General features: G+C 70.4%; 22 protein-coding genes. 15 read left to right on the top strand and 7 right to left on the bottom strand.

The window, feature by feature from the left end:
* Positions 1-150 precede the first annotated feature (150 nt).
* Entirely contained in the window at positions 151-591 is a 441-nt protein-coding gene (locus tag VF584_15310) for a hypothetical protein (GenBank protein ID HEX8211539.1), read from the top strand.
* Here VF584_15310 and VF584_15315 read toward each other — a convergent pair.
* Positions 588-1,169 carry a hypothetical protein gene (locus tag VF584_15315; protein HEX8211540.1) on the bottom strand — a complete coding sequence of 194 codons (582 nt, stop codon included), beginning with the start codon at positions 1,167-1,169 and terminating at the stop codon, positions 588-590. The two genes, VF584_15310 and VF584_15315, sit on opposite strands and share 4 nt — an antisense overlap.
* Positions 1,170-1,382: 213 nt before the next feature.
* On the opposite strand from VF584_15315, the gene VF584_15320 reads away from it, so the two are divergent.
* Entirely contained in the window at positions 1,383-1,643 is a 261-nt protein-coding gene (locus VF584_15320) for a hypothetical protein (GenBank protein ID HEX8211541.1), read from the top strand.
* Positions 1,640-2,080 carry a PIN domain-containing protein gene (locus VF584_15325; protein ID HEX8211542.1) on the top strand — a complete coding sequence of 147 codons (441 nt, stop codon included), beginning with the start codon at positions 1,640-1,642 and terminating at the stop codon, positions 2,078-2,080. Before VF584_15320 ends, VF584_15325 begins: the two co-directional genes overlap by 4 nt.
* A gap of 12 nt (positions 2,081-2,092) precedes the next feature.
* Here VF584_15325 and VF584_15330 read toward each other — a convergent pair whose 3' ends face one another.
* Entirely contained in the window at positions 2,093-3,610 is a 1,518-nt protein-coding gene (locus VF584_15330; protein ID HEX8211543.1) for an SDR family oxidoreductase, read from the bottom strand.
* 200 nt (positions 3,611-3,810) lie between these two features.
* On the opposite strand from VF584_15330, the gene VF584_15335 reads away from it, so the two are divergent.
* Both VF584_15335 and VF584_15340 read left to right on the top strand, forming a co-directional pair.
* Complete coding sequence (locus VF584_15335; GenBank protein ID HEX8211544.1) at positions 3,811-4,071, top strand: hypothetical protein; 261 nt, start codon at positions 3,811-3,813, stop codon at positions 4,069-4,071.
* Positions 4,072-4,075: 4 nt separating this feature from the next.
* Positions 4,076-4,651 (top strand): hypothetical protein, encoded by a 576-nt coding sequence (locus VF584_15340; protein ID HEX8211545.1) that lies wholly within the window; start codon positions 4,076-4,078, stop codon positions 4,649-4,651.
* 94 nt (positions 4,652-4,745) lie between these two features.
* Here VF584_15340 and VF584_15345 read toward each other — a convergent pair whose 3' ends face one another.
* From VF584_15345 to VF584_15365, 5 genes are all read right to left on the bottom strand, one after another.
* Complete coding sequence (locus VF584_15345) at positions 4,746-6,275, bottom strand: helicase HerA-like domain-containing protein (GenBank protein ID HEX8211546.1); 1,530 nt, start codon at positions 6,273-6,275, stop codon at positions 4,746-4,748.
* 79 nt (positions 6,276-6,354) lie between these two features.
* On the bottom strand, positions 6,355-6,918 hold the full coding sequence (locus tag VF584_15350) for an HPP family protein (protein HEX8211547.1): 564 nt from the start codon (positions 6,916-6,918) through the stop codon (positions 6,355-6,357).
* A gap of 145 nt (positions 6,919-7,063) precedes the next feature.
* Positions 7,064-8,032 carry a PQQ-dependent catabolism-associated beta-propeller protein gene (locus VF584_15355; GenBank protein HEX8211548.1) on the bottom strand — a complete coding sequence of 323 codons (969 nt, stop codon included), beginning with the start codon at positions 8,030-8,032 and terminating at the stop codon, positions 7,064-7,066.
* A 103-nt stretch (positions 8,033-8,135) separates the two neighbouring features.
* Positions 8,136-8,741 (bottom strand): hypothetical protein, encoded by a 606-nt coding sequence (locus tag VF584_15360; protein ID HEX8211549.1) that lies wholly within the window; start codon positions 8,739-8,741, stop codon positions 8,136-8,138.
* Complete coding sequence (locus tag VF584_15365; GenBank protein HEX8211550.1) at positions 8,738-9,586, bottom strand: hypothetical protein; 849 nt, start codon at positions 9,584-9,586, stop codon at positions 8,738-8,740. Before VF584_15365 ends, VF584_15360 begins: the two co-directional genes overlap by 4 nt.
* Positions 9,587-9,825: 239 nt before the next feature.
* Here VF584_15365 and VF584_15370 point away from each other — a divergent pair, with 239 nt between their 5' ends.
* From VF584_15370 to VF584_15415, 10 genes are all read left to right on the top strand, one after another.
* A complete protein-coding gene (locus VF584_15370; GenBank protein ID HEX8211551.1) occupies positions 9,826-11,679 on the top strand; it encodes a methanol/ethanol family PQQ-dependent dehydrogenase in 1,854 nt (617 codons plus the stop codon).
* Between the two features lie 125 nt (positions 11,680-11,804).
* Positions 11,805-13,586, top strand: coding sequence for a methanol/ethanol family PQQ-dependent dehydrogenase (locus VF584_15375; GenBank protein ID HEX8211552.1), 1,782 nt, complete (start codon positions 11,805-11,807; stop codon positions 13,584-13,586).
* The gene (locus tag VF584_15380) at positions 13,567-14,442 is read left to right on the top strand and encodes a substrate-binding domain-containing protein (GenBank protein ID HEX8211553.1); all 876 of its coding nucleotides are present in this window, start codon (positions 13,567-13,569) and stop codon (positions 14,440-14,442) included. Before VF584_15375 ends, VF584_15380 begins: the two co-directional genes overlap by 20 nt.
* 14 nt (positions 14,443-14,456) lie before the next feature.
* The gene (locus VF584_15385) at positions 14,457-14,975 is read left to right on the top strand and encodes a c-type cytochrome (protein ID HEX8211554.1); all 519 of its coding nucleotides are present in this window, start codon (positions 14,457-14,459) and stop codon (positions 14,973-14,975) included.
* Positions 14,972-15,976, top strand: coding sequence for a cytochrome c oxidase subunit II (gene coxB / locus VF584_15390; protein ID HEX8211555.1), 1,005 nt, complete (start codon positions 14,972-14,974; stop codon positions 15,974-15,976). The genes VF584_15385 and coxB overlap by 4 nt, the downstream gene beginning before the upstream one ends.
* 450 nt (positions 15,977-16,426) lie before the next feature.
* The gene (gene ctaD / locus VF584_15395) at positions 16,427-18,352 is read left to right on the top strand and encodes a cytochrome c oxidase subunit I (protein ID HEX8211556.1); all 1,926 of its coding nucleotides are present in this window, start codon (positions 16,427-16,429) and stop codon (positions 18,350-18,352) included.
* Complete coding sequence (locus tag VF584_15400) at positions 18,349-18,957, top strand: cytochrome c oxidase subunit 3 (GenBank protein ID HEX8211557.1); 609 nt, start codon at positions 18,349-18,351, stop codon at positions 18,955-18,957. Before ctaD ends, VF584_15400 begins: the two co-directional genes overlap by 4 nt.
* 105 nt (positions 18,958-19,062) lie before the next feature.
* Entirely contained in the window at positions 19,063-19,449 is a 387-nt protein-coding gene (locus tag VF584_15405; GenBank protein HEX8211558.1) for a hypothetical protein, read from the top strand.
* Positions 19,450-19,751: 302 nt separating this feature from the next.
* Positions 19,752-20,543 (top strand): cytochrome c oxidase assembly protein, encoded by a 792-nt coding sequence (locus tag VF584_15410; protein ID HEX8211559.1) that lies wholly within the window; start codon positions 19,752-19,754, stop codon positions 20,541-20,543.
* A 12-nt stretch (positions 20,544-20,555) separates the two neighbouring features.
* Positions 20,556-20,939: a c-type cytochrome gene (locus VF584_15415; GenBank protein ID HEX8211560.1), complete on the top strand. Its 384-nt coding sequence runs from the start codon at positions 20,556-20,558 to the stop codon at positions 20,937-20,939.
* Positions 20,940-20,946: the final 7 nt, after the last annotated feature.

Below are 20,946 nucleotides of genomic sequence, written 5' to 3' on the forward strand. Positions count from 1 at the left end.
GAATCGGCGTGGTACGCAGGCCTCGTAGGGGCGCGATTCATCGCGCCCACCCTTTGCGCGCCTCGACCGCCACCCTGTGCACCGAAACTCCGTAGGGGCCGCCCCACGTGGCTGCCCGTGCCTTCACCTTCACCGCCCCCCGGATTCGGCATGACGCCACCGGCCCCCGCCGCAAACAGCACGAGCCCGCCGAAGCGGGCTCGCGTCGCCATCCTGGCCGCGGTGCTGGTGCTGGCCGCCTGCCACCCGCCCCGCTCTCCGCGCGAGGTGGCGCAGGGCAACGTCACCGGCACCTGGACCGCCGAGTCCGCCGCCATCGGCGAGCCGCAGGATTCCGGGCACGTCGCCTGGCGCCTCACACTCCAGGAGCACGCCGCCGGAAAGGTGGACGGACGCGGCACCGCCCGCCACGGCACCGAGTCCACCGCTTTTGTCCTCACCGGCCATCGCGGCGAGAACGAGGTGACGCTCCAGTGGGAGCTGCTTGGCGCCCCCGTGAAGTACCACGGCGCCATCATGGACGCCAGGACGATGGTCGGCGAGATGCAGATGCCGCGCGACACGCTGCACGTGACCCTTACCCGCGACTAAGAAGTCGAGGCGACGAGGGCCCTGTAGGCGAGCATCTTCGCTCGCTGGATGGCGATGAGCTCCTGCGCTTCGTCGCCGCTCAGGGTGATCTCGCCGTACTGCTCCGCGCGCGATCCACGGTTCATCAGCTCGAACTCGGCGTCGGCGGCCTGGATGTACTTCTGGATTTCGGGCCGGGGCGAGAGCGCGCGCCGCACGTTGTTCAGCGGTTTGCCGTTGGGTGCGCGGGCCGGGTCCGGCAGGAAAAGGATCGTGTCGACAGGGTTCAGCGCCGGGGTGAGGTCGTGCAGCTGCTGCGCGGCGTCTTCCCAGACCGCGTGGAATTCGGCCTCGATCATCACGCCGGGCCACTCCCAGATCCGCCACCCATAGCGAACCGAGCCGCCGTGCCGCTCCACGTGCCGCTCCACGATCCCGAAGCTGTCGTCCGCCTGCGCACCCTGCTCCGGGGTCACCTGGAGATACTGCGGGTGCGCGGCCGGCGAGAGCTCGCGGCAGAGTTCGCGGACCGGATGCGAGATCGTGCGCGGAGTCGTTCCGCGCATGTAAGGCCGGGTGGGCGGGTTCAGCATCGACATACAAAATCGGCCGAGGGCGGGCGGATCCGCTTAACACATTCGAACAATATTAGCGAACGCCCGGCGGTTTGTCACCAGGAACATTCCCCGGCTCGATGGTGCGGTCCCGCCTTCGCATGCCGCAACCGTTCCGCCGAACCCGGGGTATTCTAGTTGCAGCCAACCGGAATCAGCCGGCGGGTTAGACGGGCCGGCCACTCAGAGGGGGAGGTAATGACTACGAAAGAGCTGGCGATGCGGATGATCGAGGAGCTTCCAGCGGATGCAACCCTCGAGGAGATCGTGGGCACGCTTCACCACATGCGCGCGGAACGCGAACGCGAGCAGCATGACGACGAGGAGGTGGACTTCCCGGAAGGCGGAGTGTGGGACCTACTCGAACACGCCGCCGGAACAGTGGATATGCCTGCGGATTGGGCGAGTGAGCATGATCACTATCTGTACGGGACGCCCAAGCGGTCTTCTACGGCATGATCTCTCCGGCACGCGGTGCTCGACTGTTCCTGGACACCTTCTACGTGCAGGCGCTCCTCGACCCCCGGGACTCCCACCACCGGCGTGCTCGGTCACTGTTTCCAGAGGTGAAGCGCGCGTCGGAGGTGGTCATCACCGAAGCGGTGTTCACCGAGGTAGGAAACGCGCTTAGCGGCACGCGACGAGTTCGACGCCTCGCGGCGGCGTTCATTCGACGTTGTTACGTGGAGGCGAACATGGTAGTGGTTCCAGTCGATACCCTGCTCCTTTCGCGGGGCCTGGAACTGTATGAGAGCCGAGCGGACAAGGGATGGGGGCTTACTGACTGCATCTCCTTCGTCGTAATGGGTGACCATGGTTTGGCGGATGCCGCCACGGGCGACCGGCACTTTCAGCAGGCGGGCTTCCGAGCCCTGATGGCGGACCCGGAGCCCTGATCCGCCCCCCGCCTACCAATCCGTCGGCTTGTAGTCCTTGAGGAAGGCGCCCCAGACGTGGTGGCCGGTGTTGATGCCGCTGATGATGGGGTCCACGATGCGCGCGGCGCCGTCCACGATGTCGAGCGGGGGGTGGAAGCCGTGCTCGGCCGTCTTGCGCGCGGCGAGCTCCGCCGGGTCCTCGTCGGTCACCCAGCCGGTGTCCACGCTGTTCATGTGGATGCCGCTCGCGTAGTAGTCGATGGCGGAGGTGCGCGTCATCATGTTGAGCGCCGCCTTGGCCATGTTGGTGTGCGGGTGCCGCGCCGTCTTGAAGCGGCGGTAGAACTGCCCCTCCATCGCCGACACGTTGACGATGTGCTTGTCGCGCTCCGGGGTGCGCGTCATCAGCGCCTTGAGGCGGGCGTTGAGGATGAAGGGCGCCACCGCGTTGACGAGCTGCACCTCCAGTAGCTCCACCGCGGGAACCTCGTCCATCATCATCCGCCACGAGTTCCGGTCGCGGAGGTCGATCTGCTGCAGGTCCTGGTCGAGCCGTCCGGCCGGGAAGAGCGCCTGGTCCACCGAGAACTCCTCCGGGAGGAGTGGGAGCTGCGACAGCTCCGCGGCGCGCGCGAGGCCGGCCACCGCGTCGTCGGTGCGCGCGGGAACGAGAGCGGCGGCGGCGAGCGCGGGCGCGTCGTACGAACCCAGGAGGCGCCGCACGTGCTCGGGCACCTGGTCCAGGCGCGCGGTCTCGCCTTCCATCATGTGCCGGTAGAACTCGGGCGGGCGGCGTACGGTCTGGCAGGCGTTGTTGACGATGAAGTCCAGCCGCTCGTGGGTCGCCAGGAGCTCGCGGCAGAACGCCTCGACGCTGGGCGTGTGGCGCAGGTCCAGGCCAAAGATCTCCAGGCGGTGTCCCCAATCCGCGAAGTCAGGCTCCTGCGCGTATCGGGCGGCGGAGTCGCGCGGAAAGCGGGTGGTGACGATCAGGTGCGCGCCCGCGCGCAGCAGCTTGATCCCCGCCTGGTAGCCGATCTTGACGCGCCCGCCAGTGAGCAGCGCGACGCGGCCCGTGAGGTCCGCCGTCTCGCCGCGCTTGGCGAAGTTGAGCTCGGCGCAGGGCGGGCAGAGCTGGTCGTAGAAGTGGTGCAGCTCCGTGTAGTCGCGCTTGCAGATGTAGCAGTTGTGCACGTCCGGCGTCGGCACCTGCGACTTCTCGGTGAGCAGGTACGGCTGGTCGAAGCCCGCCGGCGCGAACATCGGCGTGACGAAGACCGGCTCCTGGCGCAGCTTGCGGATGCCGCGCTGCGACAGCACCTCTTCGGCGCGCTGGGCACGCTCGGCGCGGCGCTCGCGGCGCGTGGCCTTCTGCAGGCGGCGCCGGTCGTTGGCGTCGGGGCGGGCGATGAGGCCGGTGGCACGGAGGAAGCGGTTGCGCTCTTCCTCGCTCACTTCGGCCAGCAGGGCGCGGTCGGCGACCACCTCTTCCAGCAGCTCCGCCGCGGCGCGGATGCGCTCCGCGATGGGGCGCGCGTCTGTCGACATCGTGTTCATCTCACTTGGGAACGCGCCTCGACTCCGGCGGGCCGGCTTCGAGGCGCGTGGTGTGGTCCGCGTTTCTAATTGCGGCGTGCGCTGTGTACCCTCGTGCGGCTTCGCGGTGCCCCAAAGCGGCCCCGGCGCGCCTCTTGCCGCGTCCGGCGCCGGGTAGCTCGCGCGGTCCTACCGATGACGGGAGGTGGTGAATGACTGTGGTCCGTTGCCGCGAATGCGGCGGAGACGTCAGTACGCAGGCCGCGGTCTGTCCGCACTGCGGCATCAGCAACCCGGTCCTCGCGGCCGACCATCGCGATCACGGGAGAGGCGCGCACGTGGCCGGCACGCACGACCACGCGCCCGTGCGACGGCGGGGCGGCAAGGGCGGGTGGATGATGGCGTTCCTGCTGCTCCTGATCCTCGCCGCGCTCGTCGCCCTCTGGTACTTCGACATCGTGGACTTCAACTGATCCCGTGCCGCTGCCCGACGCGAAGACGCTGCGCCGCGCGCTCGACGAGTACACCGCCGTGGTCGAGCGGCAGGGCGTCGCGCGGCTGCCCGAGCTGGACCGCTGGTACCGCGACGAGCTGCCGGGGCTGATCGCCGCCCGGAGCCCGGCGCACGTCACGCTCCCCGAGCTGGTGCGGCTGACGGAGTGGAAGATGGCGCGGGGCGTGTGGCGCGCGCCCAACCTGGTGCTGGTGCGCGGCAACGACCCCGCGGCTGTGGTGGAGACGAGCACCGCCGCTCTCGCCAGAATTCCACACCCCACCGCGCCCGTCTCCGAGCTGGCGAAGCTCAAGGGCGTCGGCCCGGCGACCGCATCGGCGGCGGCCTCCGCGGCGGCCCCGGAGATCTACCCTTTCTTCGACGAGCTGGTGGCGGCACAGCTTCCCGGCCTCGGCGCGGTCGCGTGGACGCTGGGCTACTACGCGAAGTACGCGGACGCGATCCGTTCCGCGGCCCGCGAGATGGGCGGCGAGTGGACACCGGTGCTGCTGGAGCGGGCGCTTTGGGCCCACGTCGGCGGCAAGGCGGGCGCCGCGTAAAAGCATCACACAGAGAACACGGAGGGGAACTGTAAGGCGCAGAGAACCCCTTCTGTGGTTCTTGCTGTACCCTCTGTGTCTCTGTGTGAGGCTCTTAGCGGCGCCTGCGACTGCGACTGGTTCCGCCGAGGAGCGCGCCCATGATGCCGCGCGTGATGGCCCCCGCTACGGTGCGCGTGAGCGGGGACTTGAGGATCTTGTCGAGGGCGCTCGGCGCCTCCTTCTCGCGTCGGGCGCGAGGCTTCTCGGGGGCCTCGTCCTCCTCCTCCTTCTCGCGAACCGGCGCGGCGCGGTCGGCGAGCATCTCGCGGGCGCTCTCGCGGTCGATGTCGGTGGCGTAGCGGCGCACCTGCTCGGATCGCTCGTTGACGTCCGCGAGCTCGGAGGCGGTGAGCGGGCCCATGCGCGAGGCGGGGGGCACCATGCGCGTGGCGAACGGCTGCGTGGGGACACCATTAGTGGACAGAGTGGTCACGAGCGCTTCACCGATGCCGAGCGTGGTGAGCGTCTCCTCGATGTCGTAGAAGGTGGTCTTGGGAAAGGTGCGCGCGGCGGAGCGCAGCGCCTTCTCGTCGTCCGGCGTGAAGGCGCGCAGGGCGTGCTGGATGCGGTGGCCGAGCTGCCCCAGCACCTCGGCCGGCACGTCGCGCGGGTTCTGCGTGATGAAGAACACGCCGACGCCCTTGGAGCGGATCAGCCGCACCACCTGCTCCACTTGGTTCAGCAGCGCCTCGCTGGCGTTGTCGAAGAGCAAGTGCGCTTCGTCCAGGAAGAAGACCAGCTTCGGCCGCTCCACGTCGCCCACCTCGGGGAGCTGGTTGTAGAGGCGCGCCAGCATCCAGAGCATGAAGGTGCTGAAGAGCGCGGGCCGGTCCTGCACGTCCTGCAGCTCCAGCACGCTCACGCGTCCGCGCCCGTCCGCCTCCACCTCCAGCAGGTCGTCCAGGTCGAACTCCGGCTCGCCGAAGAAGTCCTCCGCGCCCTGCTGCTCCAGCTCGATCATCTCGCGCAGCAGCACGCCGACCGTGGCCTTCGACATCCCGCCGTACTGCGCCAGCTCGTCCGCGCCGTCGCCGGTGAGGTACTGCAGGACGGCGCGCAGGTCGGGGAAGTCGAGAAGGAGCAGGCCCTTGTCGTCGCAGTACTTGAAGACGAGGCTCAGCACGCTCGTCTGCGTCGCGTTCAGCCCCAGCACCTTGGCAAGGAGCACCGGACCGAACGACGAAACCGTCGCCCGCACCTGCGCGCCGTGCTTTCCCGTGAGGCTCAGGAACTCGACCGGCGCGGCGAGCGGCTTCCACGCGTAGCCCGTATCCGCGGCACGCGAGGCGACGCGGTCGCTGGCCTCGCCCGGCGCGCCGATGCCGGAGAGATCGCCCTTTACGTCAGACAGGAAGACCGGCACGCCGGCGGCGGAGAGCTGCTCGGCGATGAGCTGGAGCGACTTCGTCTTACCCGTCCCGGTGGCGCCGGCGATGAGGCCGTGGCGGTTGATCATCGAGATCGGGAGCCCGACGAGCGGCTCCGGATGGCACGCGCCGTCGTGCACGACCGCGCCGAGCGTCAGCGCGCCGGACGCTGCGGGAAAACAGGAGCGCGCCGACTCCAAGATCTTGGGATCCATGACGGTTCCGTGGGGGTGGGGATGCGGATGCTTCGCGGCGGCACAGCTTACGTCGCCGGGGCGCCCGCTACAAGGCCGGCTACGCCCTGACACCGTCCCGCGCGCGCAGGGAATCCACACCGCGGCGGCGGAGGTGGCGGCACAGCTCACCGGCCACGGCCACGATCAGCAAGCCGATCACGAATGTGACGGTGTCGCGCACGGAGGGGTGGAACGCGCCGAGCGACGCCAGCAGCGTGGTGGCGGCGGCGGGCGGGTGCGGAGCGCGCAGGAGCGTCTCCATCAGTGCCGCGAGCCCCACCGCCAGCGACGCCGCCCCCACGCGGCTCCACGAAAGCTCCCCCACCTCGAAGACCGACTTCGCGTGCGCGATGCCGAAGAGCGTCACCATCAGGAACGCAGACCCCAGGCCGAGCAGGTGCGCCACCACGACGTTGTAGAAGCGCGTCGATGGGTGGTCCGGCGTGCGGGCCTGCAGGAGCGCCGTCGGGCCGAGGCTGGGGAAGAGCGTGGGCCGCCCGATCGCCAGACCGACCAGCCCCGGCAGCAGCACGAGGAGCGCCGTGACCAGGGGCGTCCATGCCGCTTCCGGGACGGACTGTATGGGCGAGTCGAGCTCGGCCCCGGCTTCGCGTGTCTGCATCGGATCTCCTTGATTCGCGGACGGCAACTGCGATTTCACACAGAGACACAGAAGGCACAGAAAGCCACAGAGGGCTTCCTCGCACTCTCTTTCTCCTGTCTTCTTCCTCTGTGTCTCGGTGTCTCTGTGTGAGCCAGGCAGTTGATCACCGGGTGACGGCGACGCCCCACGGACGCTGCCCCACGCGGATGCTCCCCACCACGCGCAGGGTGCGAGTATCCGCGATCGAGACGTCGTTGGAAAGGCCGTTGGCGGTGTACAGCCAGCGTCCGTCCGCGCTCAGCGAGATCCCCCACGGGCGCCGCCCCACGCGGATGCGCGCCACCACCCGCTGCGCCCCGGGATCGACCACGGATACCGTGCTGGCGCCGCCGTTGGCCACGTACACCCGCGATCCATCGGCCGACACCGCCACGCCCACCGGTTTCCCCTCGCCGCGTTCCATCTCCACCGTCCCGATCACCTCGTGGCGGGCGACGTCGATGATGGAGAGGGTGCCGCTGATCTCGTTGGTGACGTACGCGCGCCGCCCGTCGCGCGAGAAGGCGACGGCGCGGGGGCGCACGTCCACCAGGAAGGAGGCGGCGACCCGGTTGGTGCGCGTGTCGATGACGGAGACCGTGTTGCTCGTCTCGGCCGTCACGTACACCCAGCGCCCCTCGGGGCTCATCCCCACCCCCTCCGGCTCGATACCAACTACCAGCGTGGCGATGGTGCGGCCGGTGCGCAGGTTGGTGGCGCTCGCGGTGCCCGCGTCCTCGTTGGATACGTACAGCCGCGAGCCGTCGGGGCTCACCGCGAACTGTTCGGGGTCCGTGCCGCCCGCGTACCGCGCGACCACCCGCCGCGTGGCGACGTCGATGACGGCGATGGCGTCGCGCCCGCTCTGCACGTTGGGGCGGTCGTCGCTGAGCGCCACGTACACGCGCCGCCCGTCTGGCGAGGCCTGGATGCCGCGCGGACGCTCGCCCACGGGGATCGTCGCCAGCACGTTGCGCGTGGTGGCGTCCACCATGGTGACGTTTCGCGACCCCTCGTTGCTCACGAAGAGGAGCGGGCGCTGCGCGGATGCGGGAAACGCCAGGAGCGCCGCGAGCAGAGCGTAGCGTTTCATCGAGATCGTAATAGGCTCACGCGGAGACGCGGAGGCGCAGAGGAAAGCACGCGAGGTCCTCTCTGCGTCTCCGCGTCTCCGCGTGAGGCCGTAGTTAGTCCGTTCACCGTGCCGAATCCGGCGGCGGCGCGCGGCGCGGCGGCGGGGCCGTGTTCTCGCGCTCGGGAAGCGGCGCGGGAAGCGTAGGGGCGGCGGAGCGCTTCGATACCGAGCCGCACACCTCTGGCCGCCCGCCGCGCCCGTACACCACCACGTGGCGTCCCTTCGTAAGGCTGTCGATGGGAACGGGGACGTCGCTGGAAGCGCGCCCGTTCCCCAGCGAGTCCGCGCTCACGGGGAATAGCGAGGCGATGTGGCTCCCCATCTTTGCGCAGTCTCCCTGGCGGACGGCGCCCTCGTAGGTGGCGCCCGGCGCGCCGCGAGCCAGCGCGACCGAGATGGAGGTGGACTTCCCCACCGCCGCCACCTCGCCGTTCCCCTGCACCAGCCCGCGCCCCAGCCGCGTCAGGGCGAGCGCGAGGGTGTCCTGCGGCGGTGGCGGCTTCTCCGCCGTGTCCGGGATGGCGACCACGCGCGTGGGGACGAGGGTGCTGTCTTCCAACGAGGTGGAGGCCCTGTCGTTGCTGGGCGTGTACTCCGTCTGGGCGCGGTCCTCGTCGCCGCACGCGGCCACCAGGAGGAGCGCCGCCGCCCATGCCGTCTTCGTCATCGCGTTCCTCCCCGGCAGGTGGATGCGGAGGGACCGGCGCCCAGCCGGTCCAGCAGCTCGCCCGACGATGCCCCGCCCCCCGCGCCGCGGGCGGGGACCTCGCCCGCCACCTTCCCCGCCGCGTCCAACCGGTAGAGCGGCTGGCGGAGCTGGCGGTCCCACGCGCGAAAGGAGAGCGGCCATCCCTTGTGCCCGTCGAAGCGGGTGTCGCCGCGCACAAGGTACGCGCGCAGCGCCGCCGGCTGCGTGGAGCGCGCGCGGAGCGCTGCCTCCCAGAGCACCTTGACCGCCATCCACCCGGCCCACGCGGGCCCGTCCATCCCGGCGGCGAAGCGGGCGCGGAAGCGGTCGTTGAGCTGCGCGGCCCCGAAGCGCTCCAGCGACGGGTGCCAGAGGACGGCGCGCCCACCGCTGGCCGCCGCGGCGTACATGGCGGCGCTCGCCTCCACGTGAAAGGTGTTCCGCCCGCACCCGCGCAGCGCGTCCGCCGGGGAGCCGGCGTTGATGAAGAGGACGCCCGCGCGCTCAGCCAGCGCACTCGCCGCGCGTGCCGGCCCCTCGCCGGAGCCGCCCACCAGCGCCGCCAGCCCGCGCCGTCCCGCCAGGCTTTCCGCCGTCCCGGTGACGAGCTCGATGGCGCGGCCGAAGAGCGTCCCCGTGCGCGCGGCTTCCTCCACCCCAAGCGTAACACCGCGGGTGGCGGAGGGTCCCGCTGCTACGAGACCGATGCGCAACGGCACCGCCGGTTGAACCGGTACGGCGCCGCCCGCGACGAGAGCCGCGCACCCCCGCGAGGCCCTGCGCAGGAACTCCCTCCGGCCTATCTCCTCTCCCTGCATGGACATCCGGAGGCTGGGCGGAAACATGCGTAGCACCCCAGTGAAACACTGGTGTTTCCTTGTGTCAGACTCGCAAGAGAAAGGCCACTTGGCGGCATGAATGCTGCGAAAAATGGACGCGCCACCGCGAGGATCCGTTCCGCGGCGTCCGTCCAGTTTTCGCACCGACCCCACGGCCCGGCTCCCCGGGCTGCAGCATCCTTTCAGGCCGGACGCTCCATGCGGCTCACTCTGTGGGAGGCGTGTTGAGGCGAAGGTTCCCGGCGGGCCGCCCCTGGCCCCTCCGGCCGCTCCGCACGTGCGTCCTGCTCGTGGCGGCGCTCGGCTGCTCGCGCGGCGAGCCGGCGGAGGCGCCGGTCTCCACGGCGCTGGCCGCGCGGCGCGCGCTGGGGATCGCCCCCGCCGCCTACGCCGAGGACGGGCAGTGGACGATCCCGGCCAAGGACTACCAGAGCACGCGCTTCAGCGGCCTCGCGCAGATCACCACGCAGAACGTCGCCAGGCTGCAGCCGGCGTGGATGTTCTCGACGGGGATCCGCCGCGGCCACGAGGCGGCGCCGCTGGTGGTGGGGAGCACGATGTACATCATCACTCCCTTCCCCAACCAGCTCTTCGCGCTCGACCTGGCGCGGGGCGGCGAGCTGAAGTGGACGTACGCGCCGCCGCTGCTGCGCGCCGCGGCCGGCGTGGCGTGCTGCGACGTGGTGAACCGCGGCGCCGCGTACTCGGCTGGCAAGGTCTTCTTCAACACGCTGGACAACCAGACCGTCGCGGTGGACGCGGAGACGGGGAAGGAGGTGTGGCGCACGCGGCTGGGCGACATCAACCGCGGCGAGACCATGACCATGGCCCCGCTGGTGGTGAAGGACAAAGTGCTGGTGGGGAACAGCGGCGGCGAGATGGGGGTGCGCGGCTGGCTCACCGCGCTGGATGCGGAGAGCGGCAAGGTTGCGTGGCGGGCGTACAGTACGGGGCCGGACAGCGAGGTGCTGATCGGCCCCGACTTCAAGCCGTTCTACCCGCAGGACCGCGGCAAGGACCTGGGCGTGAGCAGCTGGCCCTCCACCACCTGGCGCGTGGGCGGGGGCACCGTGTGGGGGTGGATCTCGTACGATCCCGAGCTGGACCTGATCTTCTACGGCACGGGCAACCCCGGCCCCTGGAATCCCGAGCAGCGCCCCGGCGACAACAAGTGGACGGCCGGAATCTTTGCACGCGATCCGGACACCGGGCAGGCGCGCTGGTTCTACCAGTGGAGCCCGCACGACGTGCACGACTACGACGGCGTCAACGAGAACGTCCTGCTCGACCTCCCCATCGGCGGGCGGGTGCGCAAGGTGATCGTGCGCGCGGAGCGGAACGGCTACATGTACGTGCTGGACCGCGCCACCGGCCAGGTGCTCTCCGCTGACCCCTTCGTCCACATCACCTCGTCGAAGGGGGTGGACGTGAAGACGGGGACCTACATCCCGAACATGGCCAAGTATCCGCACATGGCCCAGCCGGTGCGCGACATCTGCCCCAGCGCGCCCGGCGCCAAGGACTGGCAGCCGACCGCCTTCTCGCCCCGCACCGGCTTCCTCTACATCCCGCACAACAACCTGTGCATGGACGTGGAGTCGGTGGAGGCCAACTACATCGCGGGCACGCCCTACGTGGGGATGAACGTGGTGATGAAGGCGGGCCCTGGCGGCCACCGCGGCGAGTTCACGGCGTGGGACCCGGTGCGGCGCCGCGCCATGTGGAAGATCCGCGAGCGCTTCCCCGTGTGGAGCGGCGCCCTGGCGACGGCGGGCGACGTGGTGTTCTACGGGACGATGGAGGGGTGGTTCAAGGCGGTGGACGCGCGGAATGGGCGCCTCCTCTGGCAGTTCAAGACCGAGTCGGGGATCATCGGCCAGCCCATCACCTACCGCGCGCCGGACGGCAAGCAGTACGTCGCCATCCTCTCCGGCGTGGGCGGCTGGCCGGGCGCCATCGTGGCGGGGATGGCGAACCCCGAGGACAGCACCGTGGCGCTCGGCTTCGCGGGCGCCATGCGCGACCTCCCGCAGGCCACCACGCGGGGCGGGACCCTTTACGTGTTCGCGCTGCCATGAAGAAAATGCGTGAGTGCGTGAGTGCGTCAGTGCATTGGGGTGCCCCGGTTTTCCGGCGCACTCACGCACTCACGCACTTACGCACTCTTGTCATCGTCCTGGCGGCGGGGTGCATCGAGCACGACATGTCCGGCGAGTACGGCGCCAAGGAGAAACCGGGGGAGTGGCCTGCGTTGCGGACGATGTTCCCCGCGACGCCGCGGAACGCGCCGGTGGTGGAGGACGGGCAGTGGGTGATGCCGGCGCGCGATTACGCCAGCACGAGGTTCAGCGGGCTGGGCGAGATCAACCGCGGCAACGTGAAGGGGCTGCGGCTGGCCTGGACCTTCTCGGATGGGAACTTCTACGGGCACGAGGGGGCGCCGCTGGTGGTGGGAAGCACCCTGTACTGGGTGAGCCCCTTCCCCAACGAGCTCTTCGCGCTCGACCTCACCAAGCCGGGCGCGCCGGTGAAGTGGCACTACAAGCCGCCGGTGCAGACCGCGGCGCAGGGGGTGGCCTGCTGCGACAAGGTGAACCGCGGCGCCGCCTACGCGGACGGGCGCATCTTCTTCAACACGCTGGACAACCAGGTGGTCGCCGTCGATGCCGCCACCGGGGCCGAGGCGTGGCGCGTCCGCATCGGCGACATCAATCGCGGCGAGACCATGACCATGGCCCCGCTGGTGGTGAAGGGGAAGGTGCTGGTGGGGAACAGCGGCGGCGAGATGGGGGTGCGCGGCTGGCTCACCGCCCTGGACGCCGCCACGGGCCGCACCGCCTGGCGCGCGTACAGCACGGGGCCTGACGCGGACGTGCTGATCGGCCCCAACTTCAAGCCGCACTACGCCCAGGACCGCGGCAAGGACCTGGGCGTCACGAGCTGGCCTCCCGGCGCGTGGGAGACGGGGGGCGGCACGGTGTGGGGGTGGATCTCGTACGATCCCGAGCTGGACCTGATCTTCTACGGCACGGGCAACCCCGGCCCCTGGAACCCCGAGCAGCGCCCGGGCGACAACAAGTGGACGGCCGGGATCTTTGCCCGCGACCCGGATACGGGCGAGGCGCGCTGGTTCTACCAGTGGAGCCCGCACGACGTGCACGACTACGACGGCGTCAACGAGAACGTCCTTCTCGACCTCCCCATCGGCGGTCGCACGCGCAAGGTGATCGTGCGGGCGGAGCGGAACGGCTACATGTACGTGCTGGACCGCGCCACCGGACAGGTGCTCTCGGCCGACCCCTTCGTCCACATCACCTCCTCCAAGGGCGTGGACCTGAAGACGGGCGCGTACCAGCCCAACCCCACCGCCACTCCGCGGCTGGGGACGGTGGTGCGCGGGATCTGCCCCAGCGCGCCCGGCGCCAAGGACTGGCAGCCGATGTCGTTCTCGCCGCGCACCGGGCTCCTCTACGTCCCGCACAACAACCTGTGCATGGACTACGAGGCGCTGGAGGCCAACTACATCGCCGGCACTCCGTACGTGGGCGCCAACGTCACCATGTACGCGGGCCCCGGCGGCCACCGCGGCGAGTTCACGGCATGGGACCCGGTGCGGAGGCGCGCCGCGTGGAAGATCCGCGAGCGCTTCCCCGTGTGGAGCGGCGCCCTGGCCACGGCGGGCGACGTGGTGTTCTACGGCACCATGGACCGCTGGTTCAGGGCAGTCGACGCCACCACGGGAAAGATCCTCTGGCAGTTCCGCACCGGCTCGGGCATCATCGGCCAGCCGGTCACCTTTCGCGGCCCGGACGGCAAGCAGTACGTGGCGATCTTTGACGGCGTGGGCGGGTGGCCCGGCGCCATCGTCTCCGGCGACCTCTCGCCCGAGGACAAGTCCGCGGCGGGGGGCTTCGTGGGCGCCATGAGCGACCTGCCGGAGTACACGGAAAAGGGAGGGACGCTGTATGTGTTCGCGCTTCCCTGAGGCCCTCACCCCCCGAGGAACGAGCGGGGGTGAGGGCCCCCTCCGGCGCCTGCTCCTGCTCCTCCTCCTCCCCCTCCTCGCCGCGTGCGCCGAGACGCAGGCGAAACCCTCGCGGGAGCTCCGGGTGTGCGCCGATCCCAACAACCTCCCCTTCTCCAACGAAAAGGGCGAGGGGTTCGAGAACCGGCTGGCGGAGCTGGTGGCGCGCGACATGGGGGCGCGGGTCAAGTACACCTGGTGGGCGCAGCGGCGCGGCTTCATCCGCAACACCCTGCGCGCCGGGGAGTGCGACCTGGTGATGGGGGTGCCCAGTGGGTTTGAGCTCGCCCTCCCCACGCGGCCGTACTACCGCTCCACCTACGTCTTCGTCTACCGAAGGGACGCGGGGTTCGAGGTGCGCTCGTTCGACGATCCGGTGCTGAAGCGGGTCAAGATCGGCGTGCACCTGGTGGGCGACGACTACTCCAACACGCCGCCCGCCCACGCGCTCGGCACCCGCGGCATCATCCGCAACGTGCGGGGCTACACGCTGTACGGCGACTACTCCAAGCCCAACCCGCCGGCCGACATCCTGACGGCGCTGGCGCGGAAGGAGATCGACGTGGCGGTGGTGTGGGGGCCGCTGGCCGGCTACTTCGCGCCGCGTGCCGGGGTGCCGCTGGAGGTCGTACCCGTCTCGCCGCAGATCGACCTTCCCTTCCTCCCCTTCGTGTTCGACATCTCGATGGGGGTGCGGCGGGAGGACGTGAAGCTCAAGGAAGAGGTGGAGGCGATCCTCGCCCGCCGCCGCGCGGAGGTGGAGGCCATCCTGGACGAATACGGAGTGCCGCGGGCTGGCCGCCGCGCGAAGCCATGACCGGGGGGAGAACGATGCGATCGATGGCGCTGGTTTGGGTCTGCCTGGCGGGAGTGCTCGCGGGGTGCGAGCGGGAGGAGCGTCCGTCGCGCGAGACGCCGCCGGGCGCATCGCCCTTTCCCGCGGTGCAGACGACGGAGCTGCAGGCCGGCCCCAAGACGCCGGACCCGTCGGTGGGCGCGTACCAGGAAAACCGGTTCACGGTTGGTCAGGGGCAGACCTTCTACGAGCAGTACAACTGCGCCGGGTGCCACTCCGCCGGCGGCGGCGGGGGGATGGGGCCGCCGCTGAACGACGACGAGTGGATCTACGGGAGTGACCCGGAGAACGTCTTCGCCACCATCGTGGAGGGGCGCCCCAACGGGATGCCCGCCTTCCGCGGGCGCATCGACCAGGGGCAGATCTGGCAGCTCGTGTCGTACGTGCGCACGCTGAGCGGCCTCACCCCGCCGGACACCTGGCCGGCGCGCGCGGACCACATGCAGGAGGCCCGCCCCGTGACCGACGCCGCACCCCAGCGCCAGCTCCCGTGAGCACGCGCCTTCGTCCCCACGCATGCGCGGCGGCCGTGCTCCTGGCGGGGTGCGAGCGCCAGTTCTCGGCCACGCACCCCGTGGGCCCGCAGGCGGAGCGGATCAGCGACATGATCTGGTTCCTCACCTGGCTCGGCACGGCCGTCTTCGTGGTGGTGGTGGGCTTCCTCTTCTACGCGCTGTGGCGCGGCAAGCAGCGCGAGGAGAGCGCCGCCGGGCCCGAGGCGGAGCGGCGGATGGCGTGGTGGGTGGGCGGCTCGGTGGCGGCCACCACGGCCATCCTGCTGGTGCTGCTGGTCTACAACTTCTACACGGGGCGGGCGCTGGCGGCCTTCGCGGATTCCAGCGCCATGACCATCCGCGTGACGGGGCACCAGTGGTGGTGGTCGGTGGAGTACCAGGACCCGCTGTACAGCCGCCGGGTGTCGACGGCCAACGAGATCCACATCCCCGTGGGGCGCAAGGTGCGGCTGGAGGTGCAGTCGCGCGACGTGATCCATTCGTTCTGGGCGCCGAACCTCCACGGCAAGATCGACCTGATCCCCGGCTACGGCGGCACCACCTACTTCAGCGCGGACGAGCCGGGGGTGTACAGCGGGCGGTGCGCGGAGTTCTGCGGCCTTCAGCACGCCAAGATGAACTTCCTGGTGATCGCGGAGCCGCCGGACCGCTTCGCCGCGTGGTACGAGGCGCAGCTCCGCAGCGCCCCGCCCCCGGCCGACTCGGTGCAGCAGAAGGGGCAGCAGGTATTCCTGTCGAAGCAGTGCGCGATGTGCCACACGATCCGGGGCACGCCGGCCAACAGCCGCATCGGCCCGGACCTGACGCACCTGGCGAGCCGCCGCACGCTGGCCTCGGGCGCCATCCCCAACACGCGCGGCCACCTGGCCGGGTGGGTGCTGGACCCGCAGCGCATCAAGCCCGGCACCCGCATGCCGCCGAACCAACTCGCCGGCGATGAGCTGCAGGCGCTGCTGGATTATCTGGAGAGCCTGAAGTAGGGAGTGAGGAATGGGGAATGGAGGGACAGCCCCCCGTGACGTCATCCTGAGAGAGCCGCGCAACGGATGTCTGCCGCTCCAGGCCGTACTCCTGCGGCGACCGAAGGATCTAGCCGGCGTGGCAAGAGGTCGGCGGGTGATGACGAGCCCCTCGGCACGCCCAGTAGATCCTTCGCTCGCGCCACGGGGAAGCGCTTCGCTCAGGATGACAAAAAGACGGGAATGCCCGAGGCGTAAGGGCCTGCCTCTCCGCGCCAGTCCGCGGAGGCGGACTTCGTGTGGTTCCAGCGGCGAATTCATCCGCTCCGGGTAGCGGCGCCCGGGGCATCGGCGGCGGCGGGCAGACACGCAGGTCTGCCCCTATGGGTTTGGTGTGGGTCAGCGGCACGGGCGCGATGAATCGCGCCCCTACGACGCACTAACGCACTTTCTTCCGTCCGGAGACCTCCCTTGGCCCACACCGAAGCCCACGCCACGGCCAGCCTTCTCGACGCCGGCGGGCGGGCGGAGATGGAGCGGAGCTGGCGACCAGAGCCCGGCTTCTGGGGGTGGCTCGTCGCAGTGGACCACAAGTCCATCGCGAAGCGCTACATCGCCACCGCCTTCATCTTCTTCCTGCTCGGCGGGCTGGAGGCGATGGTCATGCGCATCCAGCTCGCCCGGCCGGAGAACGGGCTGCTGTCGCCAGACCAGTACAACCAGCTGTTCACCATGCACGGCACCACGATGATGTTCCTGTTCGGGGTGCCGGTGCAGATTGCGGTGGCGCTCTACTTCGTGCCGCTGATGGTGGGGACGCGCAACGTCGCCTTCCCCCGCCTCAACGCGTTCGGCTACTGGACGTACCTCATCGGCGGGGTGCTGCTGTACTCCGGCTTCATCCTCAACACGGGGCCGGACGCGGGGTGGTTCAACTACGTCCCCCTCTCCGGGCCGCAGTATTCGCCGGGGAAGCGGATCGACGTGTGGGCGCAGACCGTGACCTTTACCGAGATCGCGTCGCTGGTGGCGGCGGTGACGCTGATCGTCACCATCCTCAAGCAGCGCGCGCCGGGGATGTCGCTCAACCGGCTGCCGCTGTACGTGTGGTCGATCCTGGTGACGGCGGTGGTGATCCTCTTCGCCATGCCCTCGGTGGCGCTGGCCAGCATGATGCTCGCCATGGACCGGCTGATCGGCACGCACTTCTTCAACCCGGCGGAGGGGGGCGATCCGCTCCTCTGGCAGCACCTGTTCTGGTTCTTTGGGCACCCCGAAGTCTACATCATGTTCATCCCCGCCACGGGATTCGTGTCCGAGATCATCCCCGTCTTCGCGCGGCGCAAGATGTTCGGCCACACGCCGCTGGTGCTCTCGCTGGTGGCGACGGGGTTCCTGGCGTTCGGGCTGTGGGTGCACCACATGTTCACCACGGGGCTGCCGCAGCTCGGGCAGAGCTTCTTCACGGCGGCGTCGCTGATGATCGCGATCCCCAACGGCGTCCAGATCTTCTGCTGGATCGCGACGTTGTGGGCGGGGCGGCCGCGGTTCGCCACACCGCTCCTCTTCGTCATCGGCTTCATCGTCCTGTTCGTGTGCGGAGGGATCACGGGGGTGATGGTGGCCTCGGTGCCCTTCGACCAGCAGGCGCACGACACCTACTTCGTGGTGGCGCACCTTCACTACGTGCAGATCGGCGCCTTCGTCTTCCCGCTCTTCGGCGCCTTCTACTACTGGTTCCCCAAGGTGATGGGGAGGATGCTCTCCGAGACGCTGGGGAAGGTGCACTTCTGGCTCTTCTTCGTGGGGATGAACGTCACCTTCTTCCCCATGCACTTCCTGGGGTTCATGGGGATGACGCGCCGCGTGTACACCTATCCGGTGGAGGCGGGGTGGGCGCCGCTCAACCTGATGGCCACCGTGGGCGCGGCGCTGATGGCGGCGGGGATCCTGACCTTCCTGGCGAACGTCTTCACCAGCGCGCGCCGCGGCGCGCCGGCCGGCGACGACCCGTGGGGCTCGCACACGCTGGAGTGGGGCACCGCGTCGCCGCCGCCCGCCTACAACTTCCTCCACATCCCGGTGGTGCAGGGGCTGTACGCGCTGTGGGAGCGCACCCCCGACCGGCCCGTGGTCACGGGGATGGGAACGCGCCGCCCCGAGGTCCTGCTCACCACCGTGCTCGACGCGGAGCCCGACGCGCGCTACGAGCACCCCGGCCCCAGCATCGCGCCGCTGCTCTGCGCGCTTGCCGTGGGGGTGACGTTCATCGGCGGCATCTTCACCACGTGGGCGTTCGTGGTGGGCCCCGCGCTCCTCTTCCCCGCCCTGCTGGTGTGGATGACGACGCAGGATGACCACGATGGCCCGCGCACCGAGGGAGAGGAGCCCGCATGAGCGCCGAGCGCAGTGTGCTGGACGTTTCCGGCCTCCCCAAGGTCGTCTTTGGCCACCGGTCGCTCCTGTGGTGGGGGACGGTCGGCTTCATGGTGATCGAGGGGTTCACCCTGGTGCTGATGGTGGCGGCCTACTTCTACCTGCGTACCGGCGAGATGGGATGGCCGCCGGGGCGCACTCCCAACCCGGAGCTGCTGATCCCCACCATCAACACCGTGCTCCTCCTGCTGGTGATGGCGCCCATGCACGCCGCGGGGAAGGCGGCGAAGCGCTTCGACCGGCGCGGGGTGGCGCGCGGTCTCCTGATCGCCTGCGCGCTGACGCTGGTGGTGAACGTGCTGCGCTGGTGGGAGCTGCTGGCGCTCAACGTGCGCTGGGACGCGCACGCCTACGCCTCGGCCGCGTGGGGCGTGGTGGTGCTGCACGCCACGCTCATCGTGGTCGATTTCTTTGAGACGGGGACGCTCGCGGCGCTCTTTTTGTCCGGCCGCGCGCTGCGGAAGCACTATCCGGACGTGGCCGACGCGGCGTTCTACCAGTACTTCCTCTCGCTCGCGTGGGTGCCGGTGTACCTGGTCATCTACTGGGGGCCGCGGGTGCTGTGAGGTGCCCCCTCCCCCGCGGGCGGGGGCGGGGGAGGGGGAGAATGCGGCGCGGAGGGCGGGGGGTGGTGTGGCGCTGGGGGCGGGTGCAACGGAACGGGGGCGAGGATGGTGGATACGACGGAGGAAGCCGGGCGGGTGCGAGGGGGGCGCGCGATTGCGGCGCTCTGGTTCGCCGTGCTCGCGGGGCCGGTGGCGTGGATGCTGGGGCTGAACGTCCAGTACTCGCTGGTGCGCCTGGAGTGCGAGAACGGCGGCGTCCTTCCGCTCCACCTGGTGAGCCTCGCCACATTCGCGATCGCGGCGGCGGGGGGCGTGGTGGCCTGGCGGGAGTGGCGGCGCGCCGGCGGCGTCTGGCCGGGCGAAGGCCCCGGCGCCATCCCCCGCAGCCGCTTCATGGCCGCCATGGGGCTCCTGGGCAGCCCGCTGTTCGCGCTGGCGATCCTGGCCCAGTGGGTGGCGAGCTGGTTCCTGAACCCGTGCATGGGGATCTGATGGCGGGCCCTCACCCCCGCTCGTTCCTCGCTGCCCCCTCTCCCGATAACGGGAGAGGGCTGCGCCCTCACGTCATCGAGAGAGGGGGCGGGTCCGCGGGATGCCGGCGCGCACACGGTGTTCTCCCCCTCCCCCGCCCTGCGCCCCCGCGGGCGGGGGCCGGGGGGAGGGGTCCCGCCGCCCTGCTCCTCCTCCTGCTCCTGGCGCCGTCGCCGGGGTGGGCGCACACGGGGCGGCCGCTGGCGCCGCACGACCTGTGGACGGCGTGGGCGTTCGATCCGGGGGTGGTGGCGGCGCTCTTTTTGAGCGCGTGGCTTTACTCGCGGGGGACGGAGCGGCTCTGGCGGCGTTCGGGGGTGGGGCGCGGCGTGCGGCGGTGGGAGGCCGGGTGCTTCGCGGCGGGATGGGTCACGCTGGCCGTGGCGATGGTGTCGCCGCTGCACCCGCTGGGTGGGGTGCTCTTTTCCGCGCACATGGTGCAGCACGAACTCCTGATGGCCCTCGCCGCGCCGCTGCTGGTGCTGGGGAGGCCGATGCTCCCGTTTCTGTGGGCGCTCCCCATGAGCTGGCGGCGCGCGGCGGGGGCCGGGGCGCGGCGGCAGGCGGTGCGCGCGGGGTGGCGGTTCGTTACCGCGCCGTTCGCGGCGTTCGCCCTGCACGCGGCCGCGCTCTGGCTCTGGCACATCCCTGGCCCGTATCAGGCGACGCTCACCAGCGAATGGATGCACACGCTGCAGCACGCCAGCTTCCTGGGCACCGGGCTCCTCTTCTGGTGGGCGCTGGTGCACGGGCGCGAGGGGCGGATGGGGTACGGCGCCGCGGTCTTCTACCTCTTCGCCACGGCGATGCACAGCGGCGGGTTGGGAGCGCTGCTGACCTTTGCGCGCGCGCCCTGGTACCCTGAATACGGCGCGGCGGGCGCGGCGTGGGGGCTGACGCCGCTGGAGGATCAGCAGCTCGCGGGGCTGATCATGTGGATTCCCGCAGGCGCCAGCTACCTGGTGGCGGGGCTGGCGCTGGTGGCGGCGTGGATGCGCGAGTCTGAGCGGAAGGCGGCGCGCTGGCAGGACCGCGCACTGCTGCGGCCCACCTGAGGAGTCAGACCGATGCGATTCAGTCGACGGATGCTCCTGCTGACGGCGCTCGCGCTCTCCGCGTGCGGCGGCGGGCCGGACAAGAAGGCGATGGAGGAGGCCGCCGCCCTCACCCGCGGCGACCCGCACGCGGGACGGGAGCAGATCCGGCGCTACGGCTGCAACGCCTGCCACACCATCCCCGGCATCCAGGGCGCGCACGGCGCCGCGGGCCCTCCGCTCGGCGGGATCGTGGGCCGCATGTACATCGCCGGCGTGCTCACCAACACGCCTGACCACATGGTGAAGTGGATCCAGGACCCCCCGGGCATCGAGCCCAAGACCGCCATGCCGAACCTGGGCGTCACCGAAGAAGAAGCCCGCGACATCGCCGCCTACCTCTACGCCCTGAAGTAGCGGCGCA

The organism is Longimicrobium sp., assembly GCA_036389135.1.
In the GTDB taxonomy this organism is placed as follows: Bacteria; Gemmatimonadota; Gemmatimonadetes; order Longimicrobiales; family Longimicrobiaceae; genus Longimicrobium.

Excerpts from the sequence above, each read along its gene's own strand:
- VF584_15320 (HEX8211541.1), top strand. The coding sequence starts at position 1,383 with ATGACTACGAAAGAGCTGGCGATGCGGATGATCGAGGAGCTTCCAGCG.
- VF584_15375 (HEX8211552.1), top strand. The coding sequence starts at position 11,805 with ATGTCCGGCGAGTACGGCGCCAAGGAGAAACCGGGGGAGTGGCCTGCG.
- VF584_15380 (HEX8211553.1), top strand. The coding sequence starts at position 13,567 with ATGTGTTCGCGCTTCCCTGAGGCCCTCACCCCCCGAGGAACGAGCGGG.
- VF584_15385 (HEX8211554.1), top strand. The coding sequence starts at position 14,457 with ATGCGATCGATGGCGCTGGTTTGGGTCTGCCTGGCGGGAGTGCTCGCG.
- VF584_15330 (HEX8211543.1), bottom strand. The coding sequence starts at position 3,610 with ATGTCGACAGACGCGCGCCCCATCGCGGAGCGCATCCGCGCCGCGGCG.
- VF584_15345 (HEX8211546.1), bottom strand. The coding sequence starts at position 6,275 with ATGGATCCCAAGATCTTGGAGTCGGCGCGCTCCTGTTTTCCCGCAGCG.
- VF584_15400 (HEX8211557.1), top strand. The coding sequence starts at position 18,349 with ATGAGCGCCGAGCGCAGTGTGCTGGACGTTTCCGGCCTCCCCAAGGTC.
- VF584_15350 (HEX8211547.1), bottom strand. The coding sequence starts at position 6,918 with ATGCAGACACGCGAAGCCGGGGCCGAGCTCGACTCGCCCATACAGTCC.
- VF584_15365 (HEX8211550.1), bottom strand. The coding sequence starts at position 9,586 with ATGTCCATGCAGGGAGAGGAGATAGGCCGGAGGGAGTTCCTGCGCAGG.
- VF584_15325 (HEX8211542.1), top strand. The coding sequence starts at position 1,640 with ATGATCTCTCCGGCACGCGGTGCTCGACTGTTCCTGGACACCTTCTAC.
- VF584_15355 (HEX8211548.1), bottom strand. The coding sequence starts at position 8,032 with ATGAAACGCTACGCTCTGCTCGCGGCGCTCCTGGCGTTTCCCGCATCC.
- VF584_15360 (HEX8211549.1), bottom strand. The coding sequence starts at position 8,741 with ATGACGAAGACGGCATGGGCGGCGGCGCTCCTCCTGGTGGCCGCGTGC.
- VF584_15335 (HEX8211544.1), top strand. The coding sequence starts at position 3,811 with ATGACTGTGGTCCGTTGCCGCGAATGCGGCGGAGACGTCAGTACGCAG.
- VF584_15405 (HEX8211558.1), top strand. The coding sequence starts at position 19,063 with ATGGTGGATACGACGGAGGAAGCCGGGCGGGTGCGAGGGGGGCGCGCG.
- VF584_15310 (HEX8211539.1), top strand. The coding sequence starts at position 151 with ATGACGCCACCGGCCCCCGCCGCAAACAGCACGAGCCCGCCGAAGCGG.
- VF584_15415 (HEX8211560.1), top strand. The coding sequence starts at position 20,556 with ATGCGATTCAGTCGACGGATGCTCCTGCTGACGGCGCTCGCGCTCTCC.
- VF584_15315 (HEX8211540.1), bottom strand. The coding sequence starts at position 1,169 with ATGTCGATGCTGAACCCGCCCACCCGGCCTTACATGCGCGGAACGACT.